General features: G+C 64.7%; 12 protein-coding genes. 7 read left to right on the top strand and 5 right to left on the bottom strand.

Translation table 11 applies throughout. The features are described 5' to 3' along the window. The first annotated feature begins 13 nt into the window (after positions 1-13). Both AB5Y80_RS16540 and AB5Y80_RS16535 read left to right on the top strand, forming a co-directional pair. Complete coding sequence (locus tag AB5Y80_RS16540) at positions 14-475, top strand: tripartite tricarboxylate transporter TctB family protein (RefSeq protein ID WP_039041030.1); 462 nt, start codon at positions 14-16, stop codon at positions 473-475. Positions 476-484: 9 nt separating this feature from the next. Next, positions 485-2,017, top strand: a complete 1,533-nt coding sequence (locus AB5Y80_RS16535) for a tripartite tricarboxylate transporter permease (protein ID WP_039041029.1) — start codon at positions 485-487, stop codon at positions 2,015-2,017. A gap of 61 nt (positions 2,018-2,078) precedes the next feature. On the opposite strand, the gene AB5Y80_RS16530 is transcribed toward AB5Y80_RS16535, so the two are convergent. From AB5Y80_RS16530 to AB5Y80_RS16515, 4 genes are all read right to left on the bottom strand, one after another. Beyond that, positions 2,079-2,744 (bottom strand): response regulator, encoded by a 666-nt coding sequence (locus AB5Y80_RS16530; protein WP_323890316.1) that lies wholly within the window; start codon positions 2,742-2,744, stop codon positions 2,079-2,081. Further along, positions 2,745-4,328, bottom strand: a complete 1,584-nt coding sequence (locus AB5Y80_RS16525; RefSeq protein ID WP_368173215.1) for an ATP-binding protein — start codon at positions 4,326-4,328, stop codon at positions 2,745-2,747. Beyond that, positions 4,325-5,536, bottom strand: coding sequence for an ROK family transcriptional regulator (locus tag AB5Y80_RS16520; protein WP_029314606.1), 1,212 nt, complete (start codon positions 5,534-5,536; stop codon positions 4,325-4,327). The genes AB5Y80_RS16525 and AB5Y80_RS16520 overlap by 4 nt, the downstream gene beginning before the upstream one ends. Positions 5,537-5,640: 104 nt before the next feature. After that, positions 5,641-7,308, bottom strand: coding sequence for a methyl-accepting chemotaxis protein (locus AB5Y80_RS16515; RefSeq protein ID WP_010674921.1), 1,668 nt, complete (start codon positions 7,306-7,308; stop codon positions 5,641-5,643). 128 nt (positions 7,309-7,436) lie between these two features. Between AB5Y80_RS16515 and AB5Y80_RS16510 the strand changes: the two genes are divergently transcribed. The 5 genes from AB5Y80_RS16510 (at position 7,437) to glpC (ending at position 12,453) form a co-directional block, all read left to right on the top strand. Continuing rightward, positions 7,437-7,892 (top strand): YchJ family protein, encoded by a 456-nt coding sequence (locus tag AB5Y80_RS16510; RefSeq protein ID WP_080768035.1) that lies wholly within the window; start codon positions 7,437-7,439, stop codon positions 7,890-7,892. A gap of 221 nt (positions 7,893-8,113) precedes the next feature. Then, positions 8,114-9,793, top strand: a complete 1,680-nt coding sequence (gene glpA, locus AB5Y80_RS16505) for an anaerobic glycerol-3-phosphate dehydrogenase subunit A (RefSeq protein WP_323944734.1) — start codon at positions 8,114-8,116, stop codon at positions 9,791-9,793. Beyond that, positions 9,783-11,060 carry a glycerol-3-phosphate dehydrogenase subunit GlpB gene (gene glpB / locus AB5Y80_RS16500; RefSeq protein WP_103260242.1) on the top strand — a complete coding sequence of 426 codons (1,278 nt, stop codon included), beginning with the start codon at positions 9,783-9,785 and terminating at the stop codon, positions 11,058-11,060. Before glpA ends, glpB begins: the two co-directional genes overlap by 11 nt. Position 11,061: 1 nt before the next feature. Beyond that, positions 11,062-11,199 carry a hypothetical protein gene (locus tag AB5Y80_RS16495; protein ID WP_187171352.1) on the top strand — a complete coding sequence of 46 codons (138 nt, stop codon included), beginning with the start codon at positions 11,062-11,064 and terminating at the stop codon, positions 11,197-11,199. A gap of 51 nt (positions 11,200-11,250) precedes the next feature. Then, on the top strand, positions 11,251-12,453 hold the full coding sequence (gene glpC / locus AB5Y80_RS16490; protein WP_042017056.1) for an anaerobic glycerol-3-phosphate dehydrogenase subunit GlpC: 1,203 nt from the start codon (positions 11,251-11,253) through the stop codon (positions 12,451-12,453). A 315-nt stretch (positions 12,454-12,768) separates the two neighbouring features. On the opposite strand, the gene AB5Y80_RS16485 is transcribed toward glpC, so the two are convergent. Next, the coding region (locus AB5Y80_RS16485; RefSeq protein WP_368173214.1) for a type I secretion C-terminal target domain-containing protein at positions 12,769-21,508 on the bottom strand (8,740 nt) is incomplete at its 5' end.

Genomic DNA, 21,508 nt, shown 5'->3' with positions numbered 1-21,508 from the left:
CATCGGAGTCATCATGCCACTGACCAAGGAAAGGTTCGGGGGACTGCTGTTTTTGCTGCTCTCCCTCGCCTACGGCTATCACGCCACCCAGATCCCCGGCTACCCGGGGGATGAATATGAACCCTTTACCGCCAGCACCCTGCCCTATGCCCTGGCAGGTGTCGGGGTCCTGCTCTCCCTGATCCTGATCTGTTCCCCGGGAGGAGAGCGACTGGGCAAGGAGTCCGGCAACTGGCGGCTGGTGTTCGCCCTGCTGGGGCTGATGCTGGTCTATGGCCTAGCCCTTGGCTGGCTCGGCTTCCTCGTCGCCACCATCTTGTTCCTCATCGGCGGCATCCGGCTGATGGGCGAGCAGAGCCTCGCCTTCGCCTGCAAGGTGAGCATACCTTTCACCCTCATGTTCTGGGCCCTGCTGACCAAGGGGCTCAATGTCTATCTCGAGCCGGGTCGGCTGTTCACCCAGTTGCTGGGATAAGGAGAACCCATGTTAGACGGAATCCTGCAAGGGCTCGGCACCGCCATGATGCCCATCAACCTCTTCATGGTGGTGGTCGGCTGCTTCGTCGGCACCTTCATCGGCATGCTGCCGGGGCTGGGCCCGGTCACCGCCATCGCCCTGATGATCCCCATCACCTACGGGCTGGATCCGGCTTCCGGCATCATCCTGATGGCCGGGGTCTATTACGGCTCCATGTTCGGCGGCTCCACCGCCTCCATCCTGATCAACACCCCGGGCTGCTCCGCCAGCATGATCACCGCCATCGACGGCTATCCGCTGGCCTGCAAGGGGCAGGCGGGCAAGGCGCTGGCCATCGCCGCCTACGCCTCCTTCGTCGGCGGCACCCTGTCGGCCATCTTCCTGATGGTGGCAGCGCCCCTGCTCGCCAAGGTCTCCCTCGCCTTCCAGTCGGCGGACTACTTCGCCCTCATGGTGCTCGGGCTCTCCGCGGTGGCGGCCTTTGCCGGCAAGGGCCAAGTGCTCAAGGCGCTGATCATGGCGCTGTTTGGCATCATGATCTCCACCGTCGGCATCGACCGCAGCGTCGGGGTGGACAGATTCACCTTCGGTCTCCCGGACTTGCGCGATGGTTTCTCCTTCCTGCTGCTGGCCATGGCCACCTTCGCCCTGGCAGAGATCCTGATGACGGTGCTGCGCCCGGGCAAGGACACCAGCCAGGAGGAGGCGAGCAAGATGCAGCAGCTCGGATCCCTCAAGCTGAGCCGGGACGAGGTAAAGGAGATAGCGCCCCCCATCGCCCGCTCCTCGGTGCTGGGGTTCCTCATCGGCGTGCTGCCGGGGGCCGGTGCCACCATCGCCTCCTTCATGGCCTATGGGGCCGAGCGCAACTTCGCCCGCAAGGGCAAACGGGACGAGTTTGGCAAGGGCAGTCTGACCGGCATAGCCGCGCCGGAAGCGGCCAACAACGCCGCCTCCAGCGGGGCCTTCGTGCCGCTGCTGACCCTGGGGATCCCGGGCTCCGGCACCACGGCCCTGATGCTGGGGGCCCTCATCGCCTACGGCATCCAGCCCGGCCCGCGCCTCTTCATGGAGCACCCTGACGTGTTCTGGTCGGTGATCATCTCCATGTATCTGGGCAACGTGGTGCTGCTGATCCTCAACCTGCCGCTCATTCCCTACCTGGCCAAGATCCTGCAAGTGCCGCGCCCCGTGCTCATCCCCATGGTGCTGCTGTTCTCGCTGATCGGGGTCTATCTGGTCTCCTTCAACACCATGGACATCTATGTGATGGTGCTGGTGGCCCTGGTGGCCATCGGGCTGCGCCTGCTTGACTTCCCCATGGCCCCCATGCTGCTCGGCTTCATCCTGGGGGGAATGCTGGAGGACAACCTGCGCCGGGCCCTGGTGATCAACGACGGCTCCCTGAGTTTCCTGTGGGAGCGCCCCATCACCCTGGGCTTCACCCTGGTCACCCTGGTGATGCTGCTGCTGCCGCTCTGGCAGTGGTGGCAGGCCCGTCGCACGCCGGTAGCGACCCTGCAATCCGACCCGACCTGATCCCAGCCATCACAAAAAGAGCGCCAAAAGGCGCTCTTTTTCTTGAGTTGGAACCGGCCACTCAGCGCTGACGGTAGCGCCGCTCCGGCCGGCCCACGGTGCCGTACTCCAGCTCCGGGCTCGCCAGCTGCTGACCCACCAGAAACTCCAGATAGCGGCGCGCCGTGGTGCGGCTCACCCCGACCCGGCTGCCTATCTCCTCGGCGCTGGCCCCCTCCTGATGGAGGGCCGCCAGCACCCTTTGCAGGGTGAGGGCGTCTATCCCCTTGGGCAGGCCGCCCGCCGCCACCTGTTGCAACGGGGAGCCAAGGAGCGCATCCACCGCCTGCTGATCGATGTCCGCCAGCGCCGCAAGCGCGGCGCGGCTCTGGCAATATTTGTCGAGCGTGTCGCGCAGTCGCTCGAACACCACGGGCTTCAAGATGAAATCCACCACCCCGAGGCGCATCGCCTCCTGCAGGGCCGCCGCCTCGCGGGCGGCGGTGAGCAGGATGACGTCGAGGTGAGCCCCGCTCTGGCGCAACTCCCGCAGCAGGGAGAAGCCCTCCCCGTCCGGCAGCCAGACATCCAGCAGCACCAGATCGGGCTTGAGTATGGTTATCTGCTCCCTGGCATCGAACAGGGTGAGCGCCACCCCCAGCACCTCGAAACCGGCGAGGCGCTGCACGAAGCGACGGTGGATCTCGGCAATGGCGGGATCATCCTCGACGATCAGGATCTTGATCACTCATACCTCCTTGGGAATGTAACAGACGACGCAACTTCCCTGCGCCGTGGCTTCGATGGTGATGGTCCCCTGCAGGGCATCCAGTGTCTTGCGCACCAGGGCCAGACCTATGCCGTGGCCGGGTTCGGCCTTGCTGCTGACCCCGCGCTCGAACAAGGTGTCCGCCAAAGCGGGATCGACGCCGCCGGCCCCGTCCTCCACCTCCAGAATGAGATCCTGGCCGAGATCGCTCAAAGAGACCCGGATCGGCTGGTAGGGGGCGCCATGGCCGCGGGTCGCCTCGAAGGCGTTGTCGATGAGGTTGCCAAGCAGGGTCACCAGCTGGGAGCCGCTGACCCGGGCGGGGATGTCGTGCAGGCGGGAATCCGGGTCCACCTCCAGCACCAGTCCCAGCTCATGGGCTCTGTGGTACTTGCCAAGCAGCAGGCCCGCCACCTTGGGCTTGGCGATGGCCCCCATCAAAAAGCTCAGGAGGGTCTGCTCGGTGGCCGCCTCCCGGCCGATGAAGGCGAGCGCCTCCCGGGTGGCCCCCAGCTCGATGAGACCAGCTATGGTGCCGAGCTGGTTGTTGTGTTCGTGGGTCTGCACCCGCAGCAGATCGCTGTAGGCCTGCACCTGGGAGAGCTGGGCACTGAGCTCGGCCAACTCGTCCTTGCGCCGAAAGCTCGACACGGCGCCGATCAGCCGACCCTCCTGCACCAGAGGCAGCCGGTTGACGATGAGGGACTGACCGTTGAGCACTATCTCCTCGTCATACTGGGGCCGGGGATCCTGAATGAGGGAGAGCATGCGGCTGCCGGGCAGCAAGCGGGTGACGGGCTGGCCTATGGCGGCCTGCGCAGCCCGCTCATCGAGGCGCAGCAGCCGGATGCCGTTGGGGTTGAGGGAGGTGAGCCTGCCTTGCTCGTCGATGGTGAGTATCCCCTCGCGCACCGTGCGCAGGGTGCAGTCGAGCTCCGCATAGAGGCGGCCGATCTGCTCGGGCTCAAACCCCAGCAGGGCCCGCTTGTAGCGTTTGGCCAGCCAGGCCGCGGCGACGCTGTTGAGCAGCACTATGAGCAGTGTCATTGCGAGGCCAAAGCGCAGGAAGCCCTGCAGGTCCGCCTCTATGTCCCGCACCAGATAACCGACAGAGACCACGCCGATGACCCTGCCCATCTCATCCCGGATGGGCCCCTTGCCGCGCACCGAGACCCCGAGGGCCCCTTGAGCGCGGGAGATGTAGAACTCCCCCCGTAGGGCGCGTCCGGGATCGTCCCCCATCATGGGTTTGCCTATCCTGTCTGCATTTGGGTGCACCAGGCGGCGCGCCTCCTTATCGCCGATGACGATGTAGCTGGCACCGACCTCGGCCCGCATCCGCTCCACCAGCACGTTGAGGCGGGTGCTATCGGCTCGCTTCACCCCGGCGATGACGCCGGGCTCACGGGCCACCAGCCGCGCCACGTCCAGGGCCTGATCCCCCACCTCCCGGTAGCGCTGCTCGGCGACATAGTAGTAACTGGCCCCGCTCAGCAACACCAGTTGCAACAGACTGACCAGACAGAGAATGAGCAGGAAGCGTCCTTGCAACCCGAGCCTCATGCCTCCTTGTCGCCTCGCAACAAGTCGAGCAGCAGACTGCCATCGCGCAAGGCCTTGTGCACCTGCACCGAGGTGGGTTTGGTGGGATCTTCGTAAAAGTGGGTGGATTCAATCTGCAAGCGTACCAGGTACTCGGCGGGCAACTGGCTTGCCAGGGACTGGTGCAGCATGGGGAAGAGCAGTCGATCGGCCCGGGTGATCTCCCCCCCGAGCAGCAGCTTGCCCGGGTTGAGCAAGCAGATGAGGTTCGCCAGCACCCGGGAGAGGCGGCCCGCCGCCTGGTGCAGGATGTCCTGACACAGGCTGTTGCCCGCCAGCGCCAGCTCGCACAGCTCGCGGATGGTGACGCTTTCGGGCAGATCGAACTCCTGCATCCGTTCGCGCAGCTCCCGATATTGCGCCTCCAGCGCCTGATTGGTCACCAGGGTGCAGGCGCAACCGAAGCCACCGCAGTAGCAGCGCTGGCCATAAGGTTCGAGCTGCAGGTGGCTGAGATCCCCGAGCAGAGCCGACTCGCTCTCGATGAGCTGGCCATTGACCACCATGCCGACCCCGATGTCGTTGTGCACAAACACCAGCACCGCATCCGAGCAGTTCCTGGCGGCGCCCCACTCCCGCTCGGCCTGGATCCAGGTGCGCACGTCGCCGCTCACCAGCACGGGTACCGAGAAGGCCTCCTGCAGGGTGGGACCGAGGGGCCAGTTGCGCAGATCGTAATAGGGAAAATGCTTGACCATGCCGGAGTGGCGCTCCACCTGGCCGGGCAGGCAGAGGGCGATGCAGGCCAGACGCAGCGCCTTCTTGGGCAAAAAGCCCTCGATGGCCCGCACCAGGCTGGCCAGCAGCTCGGCACGCTCCGCCTCGTTGAAGACATGGCGATGGCGCGCCAGGGAGTGACCCGCGAGATCGAACAGGGCCATGTCCACATAGCCGCGCCCCAGGCGCATGGAGAGAAACTGGAAGCGGCGCTCGTTGATGCGCAGCAGGGTCTGGCGACGGCCACGCCCCACCGAGCTCTCGCCGCAGGTTACCACCAGGCCGCCGTCCAGCAGCTCGCGGGTGATCTTGGTGATGCTGGCCGGCGACAGGCCGGTCAGACGGGACAGATCGGTACGGGACAGCTCCTTGTGCTCCTCCAGGCTGGCATAGACCAGGCCGTAGTTGAGCTGACGGATCAAATCGATACTGCCTTTCACGATCTCATTCATAGGGTTGGGGCTAACGAAAGGAACGAATGGCGCGATTTTCACACATTCTGCGCCGATCCCCAAATTTGCCGTCTGGAAATCCTGTCCAGACGGCAAAAATGTGATTAGTAACGGAAGCGGGAGACGAGTTGGCGCAATTTGTCACCCGTGCCTGCCAGGGCGCGGGTGGTGGTGCTGGACTCCCCGGACGCCTCGGTCAGCTCGCTGACGATCTGCTGGATGGCCACCAGGTTCTTGTTGATCTCCTCGGAGACCGCGTGCTGCTCCTCGGCGGCCGTGGCGATCTGGATGTTCATGTCGTTGATGGTGCCCACCGCCGCCACCATGCTGTCCAGGGAGCTGGCGATGTGGCTCGCCTCCTGCACCGTCTCCTGGCTGCGTGCCTCGCTGGCCTGCATCACCTCCACCGCCTGTTTAACTCCGCCCTGCAGGCGCTGGAGCATCTCGTTGATCTCCTTGGTGCTCTGCTGGGTACGGCCCGCGAGGGATCGCACCTCGTCCGCCACCACCGCAAAGCCGCGCCCCTGCTCGCCCGCCCGGGCCGCCTCGATGGCGGCGTTGAGGGCCAGCAGGTTGGTCTGATCGGCGATGCCGCGAATGACCTCCACCACGGAGCCTATCTTGCCGGTCTCATGGGCGAGCTGCTCGATGACCCCGGCCGCCACATGCACTTCGTCCACCAGCCGGTTGATGCTGCCGATGGCGCTGTTCACCACCCCCCGGGCCGCATCGGACTCGCGGGCCGCATCGCTGGTGGCGCTGGCGGCGTTGGAGGCGCTCGCCGCCACCTCCTGGGCGGTGGAGCTCATCTCGGTCACCGCGGTCACCACCTGATCCGTCTCCTTGCCGTGGCCCTGCATCTGCCTGTCCGCATGCTCGCTCAGGCTATGCAGCCGATCCACGGCCCCCAGCAACTGGTGGCTGGTCTCCCCCACCTGGCTCACCACCGACTGGATCCGCTCGACGAAGCGGTTGAAGGCGGCGGCCAGTTGCCCCACCTCGTCCTTGCTCTGCACCTTGAGGCGCTGGGTCAGATCCCCGTCCCCGTCGGCGATGTCGTTGAGTGCGGCAACCGCATCCGCCAGCGGGCGGGTGACCCGGTTGCCGATCACCACGGTGGCCGCCAGGGTCACCCCCAGGATCACCAGGATGAACAGCACCCCGGTTTTCAGGGAGCCATACATGGTCTCCTCCCGCTCGCTGCGCAGGGTGGCCAGCTCATTGTCGATGTCGTCGATGTAGAAGCCCGTGCCCACGACCCACTGATATTTGTCGAGCACCAGGTTGAAGGAGAGCTTGGGGGCATCCCGCCCGATAGAGGGCTTGTTGGTCCAGTACTCCGAGAAGCCATCTCCTTCCCGCGCCGACTTGATGATCCCCTGAATGAGGAAGGCACCCTTGGTATCCTTGTCCTGCCAGCGGTTCTTCCCCTCCATCTCGGGCCGGGTCGGCAGCAGCACGGTATTGCCCTGATAGTCATAGACGAAGAAGTAGCCGTCGCTGCCATAGCGCAGCGGCCGCAATATCTCCTTCACCTGCTGGCGCACTTCGGGACTGTCAGGCTTGCCGTAGCTGCCCTCGATGGCCGTCTTGGCCAGCATCAGATAACTGCTGAGCAGCGCCTTGCGCTCCTTGATTGCCCTCTCCCGCGCCACCACCAGATCCGACTCCAGATCGCTCCTGGCCACCAGGTAGTTGCTGAGATTGACCACCAGGGCCATCAGCAGCACGGGGATGGCCCCCAGTAACAGGATCTTCTGCTTAAGTGTCATTGTGTCACCCTTTGTGCTGTGTTCATTGCTGCATGATGTCTGCCTAAACGGCATGGGAAGCTGGCCGAAAGGGAAGTGCGTTCGCTACAATCCCGCCACCTTTCATTATCGACCAGATGAGCTGACTCATGAACCTATGTCCTTGCGGTTCCTCTCTTTTTCTTGCCAAGTGCTGCGGTGTACTCCACGCAGGTCAGCCCGCCGCCACCCCGGAGCAGCTGATGCGATCCCGCTACAGCGCCTTCGTACTGGGATTGGGAGAATATCTGGTACACAGCTGGCACCCGGACTATCTGAACGGGCTGACCGCGGCCGACCTCTCATCGACCGACACCCGCTGGGATGGCCTCGAGATCCTCGCCAGCCAGGGCGGCCCCGATGACACCCTCGGCATGGTGGAATTCAAAGCCTGGTTCCTGGAGGGGGATGAACGTCACTGCCTCCATGAGCGCTCCCGCTTCGTGCGCCATCAGGGGCGCTGGGTCTACACCGACGGCGAGCAGGATCCGGCGCCGCTGCGGGTGGGGCGAAACGACCCCTGCCCCTGTGGCAGCGGCAAGAAGTTCAAGAAGTGCTGCGGCTGAGGTTTCCCCCACGCCGCCCTCTGGCCAGCCTCCGGGCTGGCCTTCTCCCCTCCCGTCATGCTTTCCCCTGCCCGCCTCGACGGTGACGTGAGGTTCATCACATTTCGCTCATCCCCTCACACTCAATGAGCGTTTACGAACATTAATTTGGCCCATATCAAACATTTTACGTCGTGAAGGCGCCACACTGGCCTCATCTGGAAGAGATGAGACGGGCACGAATGAAAAGAATCACCACACAAGTCGTCATCATAGGGGGGGGCGCCACCGGCGCCGGCATCATGCGTGATTGCGCGCTGCGCGGCATCGACTGCATCCTGCTTGAGCGGGACGACATCGCCGCCGGCACCACGGGCCGCAACCATGGCCTGCTCCACTCCGGCGCCCGCTACGCGGTGACGGATCAGGAGTCCGCCCGCGAATGCATTCAGGAGAACCGCATCCTCAAGCGGATCGCCAGCCACTGCGTCGAGGACACCGGCGGCCTCTTCATCACCCTGCCGGAAGATGACATCCATTTTCAAAATACCTTCATGGATGCCTGCGCCCTGGCGGGCATCGACGCCCGCCAGCTGGATCCCGCCGAGGCGCTGCGCCTCGAGCCCAACGTCAACCCGGCGCTGATCGGTGCCATCCAGGTGCCGGACGGCACGGTCGATCCCTTCCGTCTGGCTGCCGCCAACGTGCTGGATGCCAAGGAGCACGGCGCCCGCATCTTCACCCACAGCAAGGTGCTGGGGCTGCTCCGCAACCAAGACAGAGTGCACGGGGTCAAGGCCATCAACACCCGCACCGGCGAAGCGTTCGAGGTGGAGTGCCAGGAGGTGATCAACGCCGCCGGCATCTGGGGCCAGCAGATATGCGAGTACGCCGACCTCGGCATCCGCATGTTCCCCGCCAAGGGTTCCCTGCTCATCATGGATTACCGCATCAACCAGCTGGTGCTCAACCGCTGCCGCAAACCGGCGGACGCGGACATTCTGGTGCCGGGCGATACCATCTCCCTCATCGGCACCACGTCGAGTCGCATCGATTACCACAAGATTGACCAGCTCACCGTCGAGCCCGAAGAAGTGGAGGTGCTGCTGCGCGAGGGGATAAAACTGGCCCCCATCATGGCCCGCACCCGTCTGCTGCGCGCCTACGCCGGCGTTCGCCCGCTGGTGGCGGTGGATGGCGACGAGTCCGGCCGCAACATCAGCCGCGGCATCGTGCTGCTGGATCACAGCGATCGTGACGGCCTCCAGGGGTTCAACACCATCACAGGCGGCAAGCTGATGACCTACCGGCTGATGGCCGAATGGGCCACCGACTTGCTTGCCAAAAAGCTTGGCAACAGCAAGCCCTGCCGCACCGCCGAGCTGAGCCTGCCCGGCTCGCGGGATCCGGAGAAGGTCTCCGCCCCCGGCCTCTCGGTACCCGCCGAAGGCTCGGCCCAGTACCGCCACGGCGAGCGGGTCATCGCCTTTTTCCGCGACAACCCCAAGGCCAACGCCCTCATCTGCGAGTGCGAGATGGTGACCGCGGGCGAGATTGAATACGCCCTGCGGGAGCTCGACGTGGACAACCTGGTGGACTTGCGCCGCCGCACTCGTCTGGGCATGGGCCCCTGTCAGGGGGAGCTGTGCGCCTATCGCGCCGCCGGCCTGATGCAGGAGTACGGCAAGGCGGACGGTCGTCAGGCCTGCGTCATGCTGCGCCAGTTCCTGGAGGAGCGCTACAAGGGCACCCGGCCCGTGCTGTGGGGCGATGCCCTGCGGGAAGCGGAATTTACCTACTGGATCTACGAAGGGCTGTTCGGCCTTGGCGAGTGGACGGCCCCCCACCTGGTGAGCGAGCCCCCCTTCCCGCTCGATGCCAGCACCGCCAATTCCACCAAGGAGCGCAGCCATGAAATTTGACAGCATCGTGATCGGCGGCGGCATGGCGGGCCTCTCCGCAGCCCTGCGCCTCGCCGAGGCGGGCCAGAAGACCCTGCTGATGGCCTCCGGCCAGAGCGCCCTGCACTTCTCCTCCGGCTCGGTGGATCTGCTGGAGAGCGAGGGAGATCCCCGCGCCGCCCTGCCCGCCTTCATGGCGGCCCATCCGGATCACCCCTACAGCAAAGTAGGCATGCAGAATATCGAGGGGAGTCTGGCCGATCTGCAACGCCACTGCGCAGAAGAGGGGCTGCCCCTGATGCGCCAGGAGCACAACCACCATCGCCTGACCCCCATCGGCACCCTGAAATCCACCTGGCTCTCCCCCGACACTTGTGCCTGCGTGACCGATGCACCTGCCCCGGACGCCATCCTGCTCGCCACCCTGGAAGGGTTTCGCGATTTTCACCCGGCGCTCGCGGCGGCGAATCTCGCGACCCACGCCCGCTTTGCCCACAGCCGCATCCTGACCGGGGAAATTCGCCTGCCCCAGCTCGCCCAGTTCAGCCGCAATCCCCACGAGTTTCGCTCCGCCGACATCGCCCGCCTGTTCGACAAGCAGGGGCCTGGCCAGCAGGACCTGCTGGCGGATCTGGCCCGCGAGATCAGCCGCATGGTGCAGGGATGCGGCGTGCCCGGCTGTCGCCATATCGTGCTGCCCGCCTGCCTGTCGCTGGGGCTGGTCGGCCCGCGTCTGAGCGAGCTGGAACGGCGCACCGGCTGCACCATCAAGGAGGTGGCCACCATGCCGCCGTCCCTCATCGGCATGCGGATGCAGGAGGCCCTCAAGCGCCGCTTCATGGCCCTTGGCGGCACCTTCCTCACCAGCGAGCGGGTGCTGGGCGCCCGCTATGACGGCGACAAGGTGATCGGGGTGCACAGCCAGCACGGGGAGGATCAGCTGTTCGAGGCGGACCACTTCGTGCTCGCCTCCGGCAGCTTCTTCAGCCGCGGGCTGGAGTCGCGCCTCGGGGGCATTCGTGAACCCATCTTCGATGCCGACGTACTGAGCCTTGCCGAGCGCGACGCCTGGGCCGGCCGCCGCCTGTTCGACCACCACCCCTTCATGGGCTTCGGGGTCAAGACCGACGAGCGGCTGCGGGTGCTGCGCGGCGGCAGGCCCCTCACCAACCTTTACGGCGCCGGCAGCGTGCTCGCGCACTATGACCCCATTAAAGAAGGTTCCGGCTCCGGCGTGGCTGTTGCCACCGGCTGGCAAGCCGCTGGCCATATTCTGGCGGAGGGCTGAGATGAATCACATATTCCCACTCCAACGACACGGCGTGCTGGCCCACGACGATGCCCAATCCATGGAGGGCTCTGGCTCAGGTGTCGCGATCGCCACCGGCTGGCAGGCCGCCGGTCACATTTTGAGTTCAGCCCAATGATGATTTCGCCCCATATCCCGTGCCTTCACACCCAACGGGAGGAGAACTGACATGCTACTGGATCATGCCAACCAGACTTTCGATCAGTGCATCAAATGCACCGTCTGTACCGCCTACTGCCCGGTGGCCAAGGCCAACCCGGCCTACCCCGGCCCCAAGCAGGCGGGCCCGGATGGGGAGCGGCTGCGCATCAAGAGCCCGGAGCTCTTTGACAGCGCCCTCAAATACTGCACCAACTGCAAGCGCTGCGAAGTGGCTTGCCCGAGCGGGGTGCGCATCGGCGACATTATTGCCAAGGCCAAGCACCAGTACAGCGGCTTCAAACCGGGGATCCGCGAGTTCGTGCTCTCCCACACGGATCTGATGGGCAGCATGTCCACCCTGATGGCCCCGGTGGTCAACTTCACCACCGGCCTCAAGCCGATGAAACAGGTGCTGGACAAGGCGCTGGGGGTCTCCTCCCACCGGGACTTGCCCAAATATTCACAAGGCACCTTCCGCGGCTGGTACAAGAAGCAGAAAGCGACTCAGGCCCGCTTTGCGCGCCAGATCGCCTACTTCCACGGCTGTTATGTGAACTACAACCACCCTCAGCTCGGCAAGGAGCTGGTGCAGGTGCTCAACGCCATGAACATCGGCGTCCAGTTGCTTGCGCGGGAGAAGTGCTGCGGCGTGCCGCTGATTGCCAACGGCTTCATGGACAAGGCCAAGCAGCAGGCGGCCTTCAATATCCAGCAGCTGGAGAACACCCTGCTCGGCAACGAGATGCCGCTCTTGGCCACCTCCTCCACCTGCGGCTTCACCCTGCGGGACGAATATCCCCACCTGCTGGAGCAGGACAACCACAAGGTGCGGGATCGCATCTCCCTGGTGACCCGCTTCCTGTGGAACGAGTTCGATCGGGGCAACAAACCGGCCATGAAGCCCCTCAATCTGCACATCGCCTACCACACCCCCTGTCACCTGGAGAAGATGGGGGGGGTCATCTATACCCTCGAACTGCTGCGGGCCATCCCCGGCGTCAAGGTGACGGTGCTGGACTCCCAGTGCTGCGGCATCGCCGGCACCTACGGTTTCAAGTCGGAGAACTACGACACCAGCCAGGCCATCGGTCAGGGGCTGTTTGATCAGATAAACCGGCTCAAGCCCGATCTGGTCATCACCGACTGCGAAACCTGCAAGTGGCAGATCGAGATGAGCACGGCGTTTCGCTGCGAACACCCGGTGCACCTGCTGGCACGGGCGCTGGCCTGACCGCCATCTCCCCGGTCCGCCCATCATCACGGGCACCGGCTTGGAAGAGACACGCCCCGGTCAATGCCTGCGCCCCCTCTGGCCGGTATTGACCGGGATCGGCGCGGCAAGGCCCTGACGCCGCCCGGGCAGCCCGATGGGAGGCCCGGGCGGCGAACCTTTTGGTTGTTTGAACCACCCACACAGTGAAAAGCAGCAACAACACCCACCCCGTTAAAATCCATCTCCCATTACCACCACCAGGAAATATCAAGCCAGCATATTCAGCCAAAAAAAGAGCCGGCATTCGCCGGCTCTTTGCATCATCTCACCCCATCAGGGGTGCTGGATGATCAGGCTGTGCTGATCCAGCATGGATTGCAGGATGTCGTGAGAGGAGGAGCCGCTCAGGTTCCAGCCACTCAGATCCACGTCCTTCAGGGTGATCTGCTGGGTGACATTGCCATCCCCCGCCGGGGAGACCGACAAGCTCACGTCACTCAGGCCGTTGCCGGTGCTGGTCACCGATGCCTGGAGATGACCCAGCAGGCCATCCACGCTGTTGTCGGTCACCCCCTTGAGCAGGTCCGCCAGATCGATCCTGTCCCCCTCCTGGGGACGGAAGTCGGTGATGGTGTCTATCGCCGGAGAGGCCGTCGTCCCCTCGTCACCACTGCCCCACACGAAGAGATCGCTGCCGGCGCCGCCGGTCAGGATGTCGTTGCCCTGACCGCCCCGCAGAACATCATCCCCCATGCCACCCAGGAGGCGATCATTGCCGGAGGAGCCGAACAGCCAGTCCCCCTGATCCGAGCCCAGCAGATCGTGGCCGCTCTCGCTGTGGATGGTGATGGTCTCCGTGGCCGAGCTCAGGGTGCTGCCACCCAGGCTGGATTCGGCACTCAGGGTGAGGGCATGATCCCCCGCCGGCAGATCCTTGAGGTAGATGGGCACGGACTGGTCCATCGGCAGCAACCAGTCGTTGCCATCCGCGTGGCCGACGCTCTGGCCGTGCTCGTCCACCACCTGGGCGTTGCCGAGGTTCTGGATCCGCACCGACAGCTCGCCCGGGGCCGGATTGACCACGCTGGCGCTGAGGTTGAGCGGCACCCAGGCCCCTTGCAGCGCAAGGATATCGTGGGTGCCGACCCCCAGTTGGGGATCGTCCGGCTCGGCCGTCACCTGGATGGCAATCTGGGCGCTGTCGGTCAGGACGCCACCGGCACCGGTATTGCCCTGATCCGAGGTGGTGATGCTCAGGTTGTCCAGACCCCAGAAGTCCCTGGCTGGCTCGTAGTGCAGGTTGCCTGCCAGCAGGCCGTTGAGATCATCGAGTGACCCGACCAGGGTCACCACGCTGGTCCCCGCCCCCTGCACCGAGACGGCGCCTGCCGCCCCCAGCAGTGTCAGCACACCGTGCTCCACCCGCAGCACCATGGCGATGGGCGCACTGCCCGCATCCACGTCCTTCACGCTGATCCCGGTGAGCGACAGGGAGCCATCCTCTTTCACCTGCAATGAGCCCGGCACCTGGGTGACAGGGGCATCATTGACCGGCTCGACCTCGATGGGCAGCACGTCGGTATCGCTCAGAGGGCCACCGCTGCCGGTGTTGCCAAGATCATTGGTCACCATGGTCAGGGCATCCTGGCCATTGAAGTCCTGCTCGCCCTGATAGGTCACGCCCCCTGCGAGCAAGGCATTGATGGCATCCTGGGAACCGCTCAGCACCAGGGTGTTGCTGCCGCTGCCGCTCACCGTCACGCCACTGCCCGCCGCCAGTTCCAGGGTACCGTGCAGCACGGAGAGGGTGACAGAGAGGGGGCTGTTGCCCGCATCCACATCGCTCACCTGCAGCCCGTGAATGGTGAAGGGCTGATCTTCCTGCGCCACCTGGGGCGTCGTCGGCAGCTGGTTGACGGGGGCATCGTTGACCGGTTGTACCAGGATGGGCAGCACATCGGTGTCACTCAGGGCGCCACCGCTGCCGGTATTGCCCCGATCGTCCGTCACCATGGTCAAGGCGTCATTGCCATGGAAGTCCGGGTCGCCCTGATAGGTGACGCCGCCCGAGAGCAGGGCATTGAGATCCGCCAGCGTGCCGGTCAGCACCACATCGCCGGTACCGTTGCCGGTCAGGGTCACGCCGCTCCCGGCCGGCAGGGTCAGGGTGCCGTGCTCCACCGAGAGGCGCACTTCCATGATGCCGTTGCCCGCATCCACGTCCTTGACCTGCAGACCCTGGATGACGAACGGCTCGTCCTCCTGGGCCACCTGGGGATCATCGGGCAGCACGTTGACGGGGGCGTCGTTGACCGGGCTCACATCGAGATGGATGGTGCCGTTCACTTCGGGGCCGAGGGCGCCGTTGTCCAGGCTCTGGGCCGTCACCTTGATCGCCATGGCGCCGTTGGCGTCATGGGTCACGAGCTCCACCGCGTCGAGCTTGCCCCCATCCGTGGTGACCTGCCAGCGGCCACCGCCGAGATCCACTACGGTGCCGCTCACCCCGCTCGGCAGGCGGATTTCTGCCCCGTCCGGCACCCCTTCCAGGGTGACGCGCACCTGCTCGGGCCCGTTCTCGTGCACATTGCCGGCATTACCGCCGGTAGCCTGGGTATCCCGGGTCTCCACCCCCAGGTTCAGGGTGATCACATCCCCTTCGGTGCCGCTCGCCTGCTCCTGCATGTCGGTGATGACCGCATCCCCCACCGGATTGACGGTGACGGTGAAGCCCGCACTGGTTTCAAGGGGCAAGGTCAGCCCTTTGTCCAGAGTGAAGGCGCTCAGGGTCAGATCCACGGTGCCGCTGAAGTCCGCAGGCGGGATCAGGGTCAGCTTGGAGAAGTCGGTGCCCACAGGCACCTGCCACACCCCGCCGCCGTTGTTGACCGCCGGGGCGGACAGGGTGAAGCCATCCGGCACCCCCTTGATCTGCAACCCGACGATCTGCTCGGAGCCATCGTTGTCGATGAGGCTGGCCCCCAGCCCCCCCAGGCTCACGCTGCCATCTTCCTGGCCCGTGACGTTCTGGACCGTGAGGTTGGCCGGATCGTTCACCGGCAGCACCTCGAAGCTCACGTTGCCGCTCCAGCTCCCCCGATCCGTGCCCGTGGTGGCGGTATCGAGAATATCCACCGTCACCGCCAGCGGCACCTTGCCGCTGAAGTGTTCTTTGGGCACGAACACCAGATCCTTGAGATCCGCCGGGTTGTTCACCGTGAGGGTGGAGACCGGCTGGCCGTTCTTGTCGAGGAAGTGACCATATTGGTGATCCACGGTCACGACCACCTGCTCCACGGTCTCGAGACCGCCATCGGCCACCGAGGGGCTGATGTCGGCGAGCTTGACCGAGAGATCGAGATGAATGTCGGTGTCTTCCAGGTTGTCAGGCTGACCGTCGCCGTTTACGTCCTTCACATTCAGTTGCAGCTCGGGCAGGCCGTCCGCCCCGCCGTTGATGTCCACCTCCGGGGTGATGGAGAGGGTGACGTCCTTCTCCACCATCTTGGTGTCACCGCTCACGGTGTCGGTGTTGACCAGGCGCACATTGAAGTGCAGGCCGTCACCGGCATAGTCTTGCGGCAGGGTCAGGGTCAGGCGGTCGAGATCATCGAGGCCGCCCGGCAACTTGATGAGGTACTCGCCGTTGACGAAGTCATAGGTGAGCCCCTGTACGTTGACGCCCGGGGGGAGACCAGTGATGACGATGCTGAGCTCGTCATGATCAGCATCTGCCGTGCCCAGGGTCACCATCTGCTTGAGCTGGCTGCCGAAGTTGACGCCGTGATCCTCCACCCCGGTGATGGGGGCGCTGTTGTCAAAATCGACATCGGCGGCCACCTGACCCGAGTGGGTCGCGCCATGGAAGTCGGCGCTGGCGGTGATCTCCCGATAGGCCGGAGCACTCACATCCCCCTCGTTGTTGTCGCCAAGGTCGATCACCCTGGCGCTCACCTTGAAGGTGACGGTGCCGGTGAAGCCATCCGGCGAGCGCAAGGCATAACTGCCGAGGGCGTCGTGGGGCACCGTCCAGTTGCCCTTGCCATCGTTGATGCCGCCCACCACCACGAAGCCGGGGGGCAGATCGCTGATCACCAGGTAGTCGATGACCTCATCGCTGCTGGGGTCCAGATCCTCGAACACGAAGACGCCGTCCAGCGGAATGTCGTGCCCGTCCGGGCTCTCCAGCTGACCGGTCTGCACCAGGTTGCCATCGGGCTCCACCACCGCCTGGATATCCACATGCAGGGTGCCATCGATCACCTTCTCGGCGGTGGCGCTGGAGTCCACATCCACTTGTGTCACCGTGACATGGCTCTGGAGGGTGGTGTCCCTGTCGCTGTCCTCGGGCCCTCTCACCAGCAGCTGGCCACCGCCGAGCAGGCTCTGCAGCTCGGCGTCGCTCAACTCCACGGCGCCGCCGCTCACGGTCAGCTGGGTCTCGACCCCGCCCACGCGGATCCAGACTTCATACCCGGGTTCAATACCGGACAGGCTGAGGTGGGTCACCTTCTCGGCGCCGTCGGTCAGGTCAGGCTGCCAGTCGAGGACGGTGAACTGATCCTCCAGGCCATGGCTGGTCTTGGCATAGTCGGTAGCGTCGATGGCCGGCTCCACCTTGATGATGAGGGGCACGTCGAAACTCTTGTGGTCGCCGTCATTCTCGGTCACCACCACGTGGCCGACCAGGTGCAGATCGGCGGTGCTGTTGGGGGGCGGCTGGATCTGCAGGTTGCCAAGGCTGGTCACATCCACCTGATAGAGGGGATTGCCCTTGCCATCGAGCCCGGCGAAGGTCAGGGTCAGCTCCTTGCCACTGCCGTCGAATACCCTGGCCCCTTCCGGCAGCCCTTCCAGCACCAGGTTGAGGGTTTCCGAGTGATCGAGCGGGGTATCCGTCCACTCCCCCGAGGTGAGCTTGAAGTCCAGCGGCGCCCGGCCATCCTCCTGGATGGTGATGCTGTAGCCGTTGCCATCCTGGGTCCAGTCGGTGGTATTGAGATCGAAATGGGGTTCATCCACTACCCCCACCAGATCAACGTGCAGGCTCTGGCTGCCGGTCTCCTTCTCGTTCACCACGGTGTGGGTCTGGCCGCTGGCATCGGTCAGGATGGCGGTGTCCTTCACCACCCCCTTGATGGTGAGATCGAAATCGACGTTGCTGTTTTTGGGCGGCAGCAGCTTGAGGTCATTGATGCGGTCATAGGGCACCTCGTAGTAGCCGTTGGCATCCAGAGTGACCGCCACCCCGCCAAGCAGCAGGGTGGCACCGGCGGGCAGGCCGCTGATGCGCACGAACAGCTGCTCGGAGCCATCCGTGGTGTCTCCCAGATGGGCGAGCCCAATCTTGCTGCCCAGATCGATCAGGGTATCTTCCTTGCCCTGGATCTCGCGCACCGTCAGCTTGGCGTCGTCCGCCAGCGGGTTTACGTTGACAATCACCTCCAGCGGATCGCCGAGGGCCGTCTCCTTGCCGGTCACCACCGGGGTCTTCTCCGTGCTCACCGGGGTCACAATGAGCTTGATGTCACCGCTGTAGTCCTTGCCGGGCACCACGGTCACCTTGTTGATGTCGCCACCGGCCACCGTATAGAGGCCGTTCGCCCCCGGAGTGAGCACCTTGCCATTCAGGGTCAGCGTGCCCTGGCCGGAGGCCCACTCTATCTGGTAGCTCAGGGTCTCGGAGCCGTCCGTATCGGTGAGGCCCGCCTTGACGTTGAGGGCGATGCCGCTGCTGTCCTCGTCCGCGGTGTAGTGCTGGTGCGTGCTGCCCGCATCCCACAGGGGTTTGTCGGCAATGCCCTGCACCGTGATGTCCAGATTGCCGGTCAGCACCGGGGGCTTGCTCCCCTCGGTGACGCCTACCTGCAACTGCACCGGGAAGCGCAGCGGAGCACCTTCGTTGTTGTAGCTCGAGTAGTCGTGGTTCGGCACAAAGGTGACACCGGTGAGCTGGAACTTGTCATCGGTGTTGGCCACCGCCACCATGGCCGCGGGCGGCACCTCATACCAGGTCTTGCCCCCCTGGGTGATGGTGGTCAGTGCGACGCCGTTGAAATAGAAGGTGCCCTGGGCGTTGGCTGGCGCCTGGATAAGCAACTGCTCCACATGCTCGCCCCGATCGAAATCCCCCACATCCAGGTTCATGGTGATGGGGATCCCCTGGCCCGGATCGCTCGCCCCCGCATCCTCCTGGCCGGTGACGGCGCTCACGGTGAGCTTGCCCGCCTCGTCCCGGATGGTCAGGGTCAGAAGACCGTCGTCGGTATCTCCGTCGCCATCCACCAGGTGGAAGCCTATCTGCTGTACCAGAGTGCTGTTGCTGTGATCGATGCCCGATTTGGCGGTGAAGCTGTAGTCACCCTCGGCATTGATCACCAGGGTGCCGATGATCTGCCCCGTTCCGTCTGTCACCGAGATGGTGGTATTGCCCGTGGCGGCGATGGGGTGCTCGGTGCCATTGATGGTGACCGATTTCACCACCGCATCATCCGCCCCCTCGCTGGCAGTGGCCAGCAGATCGCCGGTCACTTTCGCCCCTTCATTCAGGGTCTTGCTCGCGTCCACGGCCACGGGTACGTCATCCTGCACGCTCACATGGCCGATCACTTCGGTACTCAGATCCCCGTCACTGTCCCGTGCCTGCAACGGCAGCTGGATATCCAGCAGATCCTTGCCCTGGACGCTGTGATCCAGGTTGCCGGTCAGCTCGAAGGTGTAGCGGCCGGACGCATCCAGGGTCAGCTTGAAGATGAGCTTGCCTGCGCTGTCCTTGCCAAGGTAGACACCCGGCTGGCTGTCTGCCCCTATGGTGACCGCCTTGCCCCCCGACGTCAGGGTATTGAGGGCGTTGAAGCGGGCTACATCCAGTTGCAGGGAAACCACCCGGTCACTCCCGGCGGCGATCGTCACCTGGCCGATGGCAACCTCTCCCGTGCCTGACGGGCTGGTGCCCCCATGCTGGCCACTGCCCCCGTTGAGGTCCGACTCCTTGACGGTCACCCCCTCGATGGCGGTGATCACGGGATCCGCCGCATCGGTGATCACCGCTGTGGTGCTGCCGGTGATCACACTGCCGTCGCTGTCGGTCACCTTGAACGGCAAATTCAGACTCAGGTTATCACTCACCCCATGATCCAGGTTGGTGTGCACCTTCACCTGGTAATCGAGGGTTGCCTGGGTATGGGCTTCGATGCGCCCCGGCACATTGGGCAGGGTCACCGTCAGCACCAGGGTGCCGCTCGCAGTCACTGCCTGGAAGCTGTGGCCGTTGCTGCCCGCCACCTCTTGCCAGGTGAGGGTCTCACCATTGTGGGTGATGGCCTTGCCACTCCCATCCACGACCTGGCCCGAGAGGGTCAGCCGCACGTCCACCACGGGATCGGAGTCCGCCGTGATGGTCAAGGTGCCGGTGGCATGCTGATCATCGCCGGTCTGGTTGTTGCCGGCGCCATCGAAGCGCCCTTCACTCACCGTCACACCGGTCAGGTTGAGGGTCGGTTTGTCCCCTTCCGAAATGCGGATGTTGAGGGTACCCGTGGTGCTGTCGTTGTTGCCGCTGCCCTTGTCGCTGTCGACGATATTGAGCTTGAACGGCAGGTCGGTGGCGGTGCCACCGCTCTGGTGAACCCCCTCGAACAGGGTCACCTTGTAGTCAAAACCGTTGCTGGCGGCATTGTCCAGCTTGCCCACCAGTTCGACCTGAAGCACCTCGACGCGCTGGCCATTGACTTCCACATAGCCCTTCAGCACCTGGTTGCCCGGGATGCTGGCATCGCCGTCGACCAGCTCGTATTTGACGCTCTGCCCCAGGGCGGTCAGGGCCGGCTGCTCACTGATGTCGGCAAACGACACCTCGCTCACCCGATCCGAGCCCGCATTGACCTGGAAGTGGCCGGTGCCGGTCAGGGTATTGCTGCCGTCGAGCCCACGCTCATCCAGGCTCACTCCGCTGCCCGCCACGAAGTGCGGCGCATGGCCATCCTTGATGGTGAGCGGTAAATCGGTGGAGACCCTGTCCCCATCCTTGTCGGTCAGGGTGACGGTGAGCGGCAGGTCGAGGGACTCGCTCCCCTGGTGATCCAGCTCGGCCCCCAGGGTCACCTTGGCGGTGACGCTCCAGTTGCCGTTGCTCTCCACCAAATCCAGCTCGGCCCGCAGCACCTCGCGGCCGTCCGCGCTGGTCCCCACCAGATCGCCGTTGGCATCCAGGGTGAAGGTCACCGGGCTGCCGTGGCTGCTGTACTTGCCATCCAGGCTGCCTTGAATGGCTGCGATGTCGAACTTGAGGCTGCTCGTGTCGAGCGCATCAGCCCCGTGGCTCACGGTGAAGCTCATGGCGCTCACCACGGCGCCGTCCCCCTGGTTCGCCTCCGTCATCTCGGTGCCGGTCACGGCGCTGATGACCGGATTGGCCCCGTCGCCGATGGCAACGCTCAGGGTGGAGGAGACTTTATCTCCGTCACTGTCGGTCAGGGTGAAGCCCGCCTTGAGCAGACTGTCTGCACTCCCCTGATCCAGCGGCTGGTTCAGGGTGAAGACGTAGTGACCGTTCTGATCCAGCGTCAACGTGAAGACGTTCTGGCCGTTGACGGCGCCGCTGATGCTGTTGCCGCTGATGGTGATGACCACGGGCTGGCCGCCGCTGGTGAGCCCCTGCAGGCCAGGCTGGCTGGCATCGAATACGATGTTGACCAGGGGATCGGCCCCGGCGGTGATGGCCAGATCCCCGGTGAGGGTCTGGGCTGCGCTCCAGTCGCTGTCCTCCACCAGGGTGAGGGAGACGGGGTCGACCTGGGGCAGCACGCCGTCGGTGATATGAATATTGAGGGTGCCAAGGTTGCTCTTGTCCCCGTCAAAGTCGGTGCCTTGCACCTGCAGCCCCAGGTTGACGCTGTTGGTGCTGACCGGTTGATCCAGCACGCCGTCGAGCACCACCTGGTACTTGCCATCCAGCCCCAGGGTCACGGTCAGAATGGTCTTGCCGCCCGCATCCAGCAGGGTGATGACGTTGCCGTTGACCTGATAGTGAGTCGGCTGGCCGCCGCTGGTGAGGCCATTCAGGCCGGGCTGG

Source organism: Aeromonas sp. R2-1, from assembly GCF_040908425.1.
Classification (GTDB): Bacteria; Pseudomonadota; Gammaproteobacteria; order Enterobacterales; family Aeromonadaceae; genus Aeromonas; species Aeromonas caviae.
The sequence above is the reverse complement of the archived record's forward strand: the minus strand, read 5'-3'. Positions and strand labels throughout refer to the sequence as shown.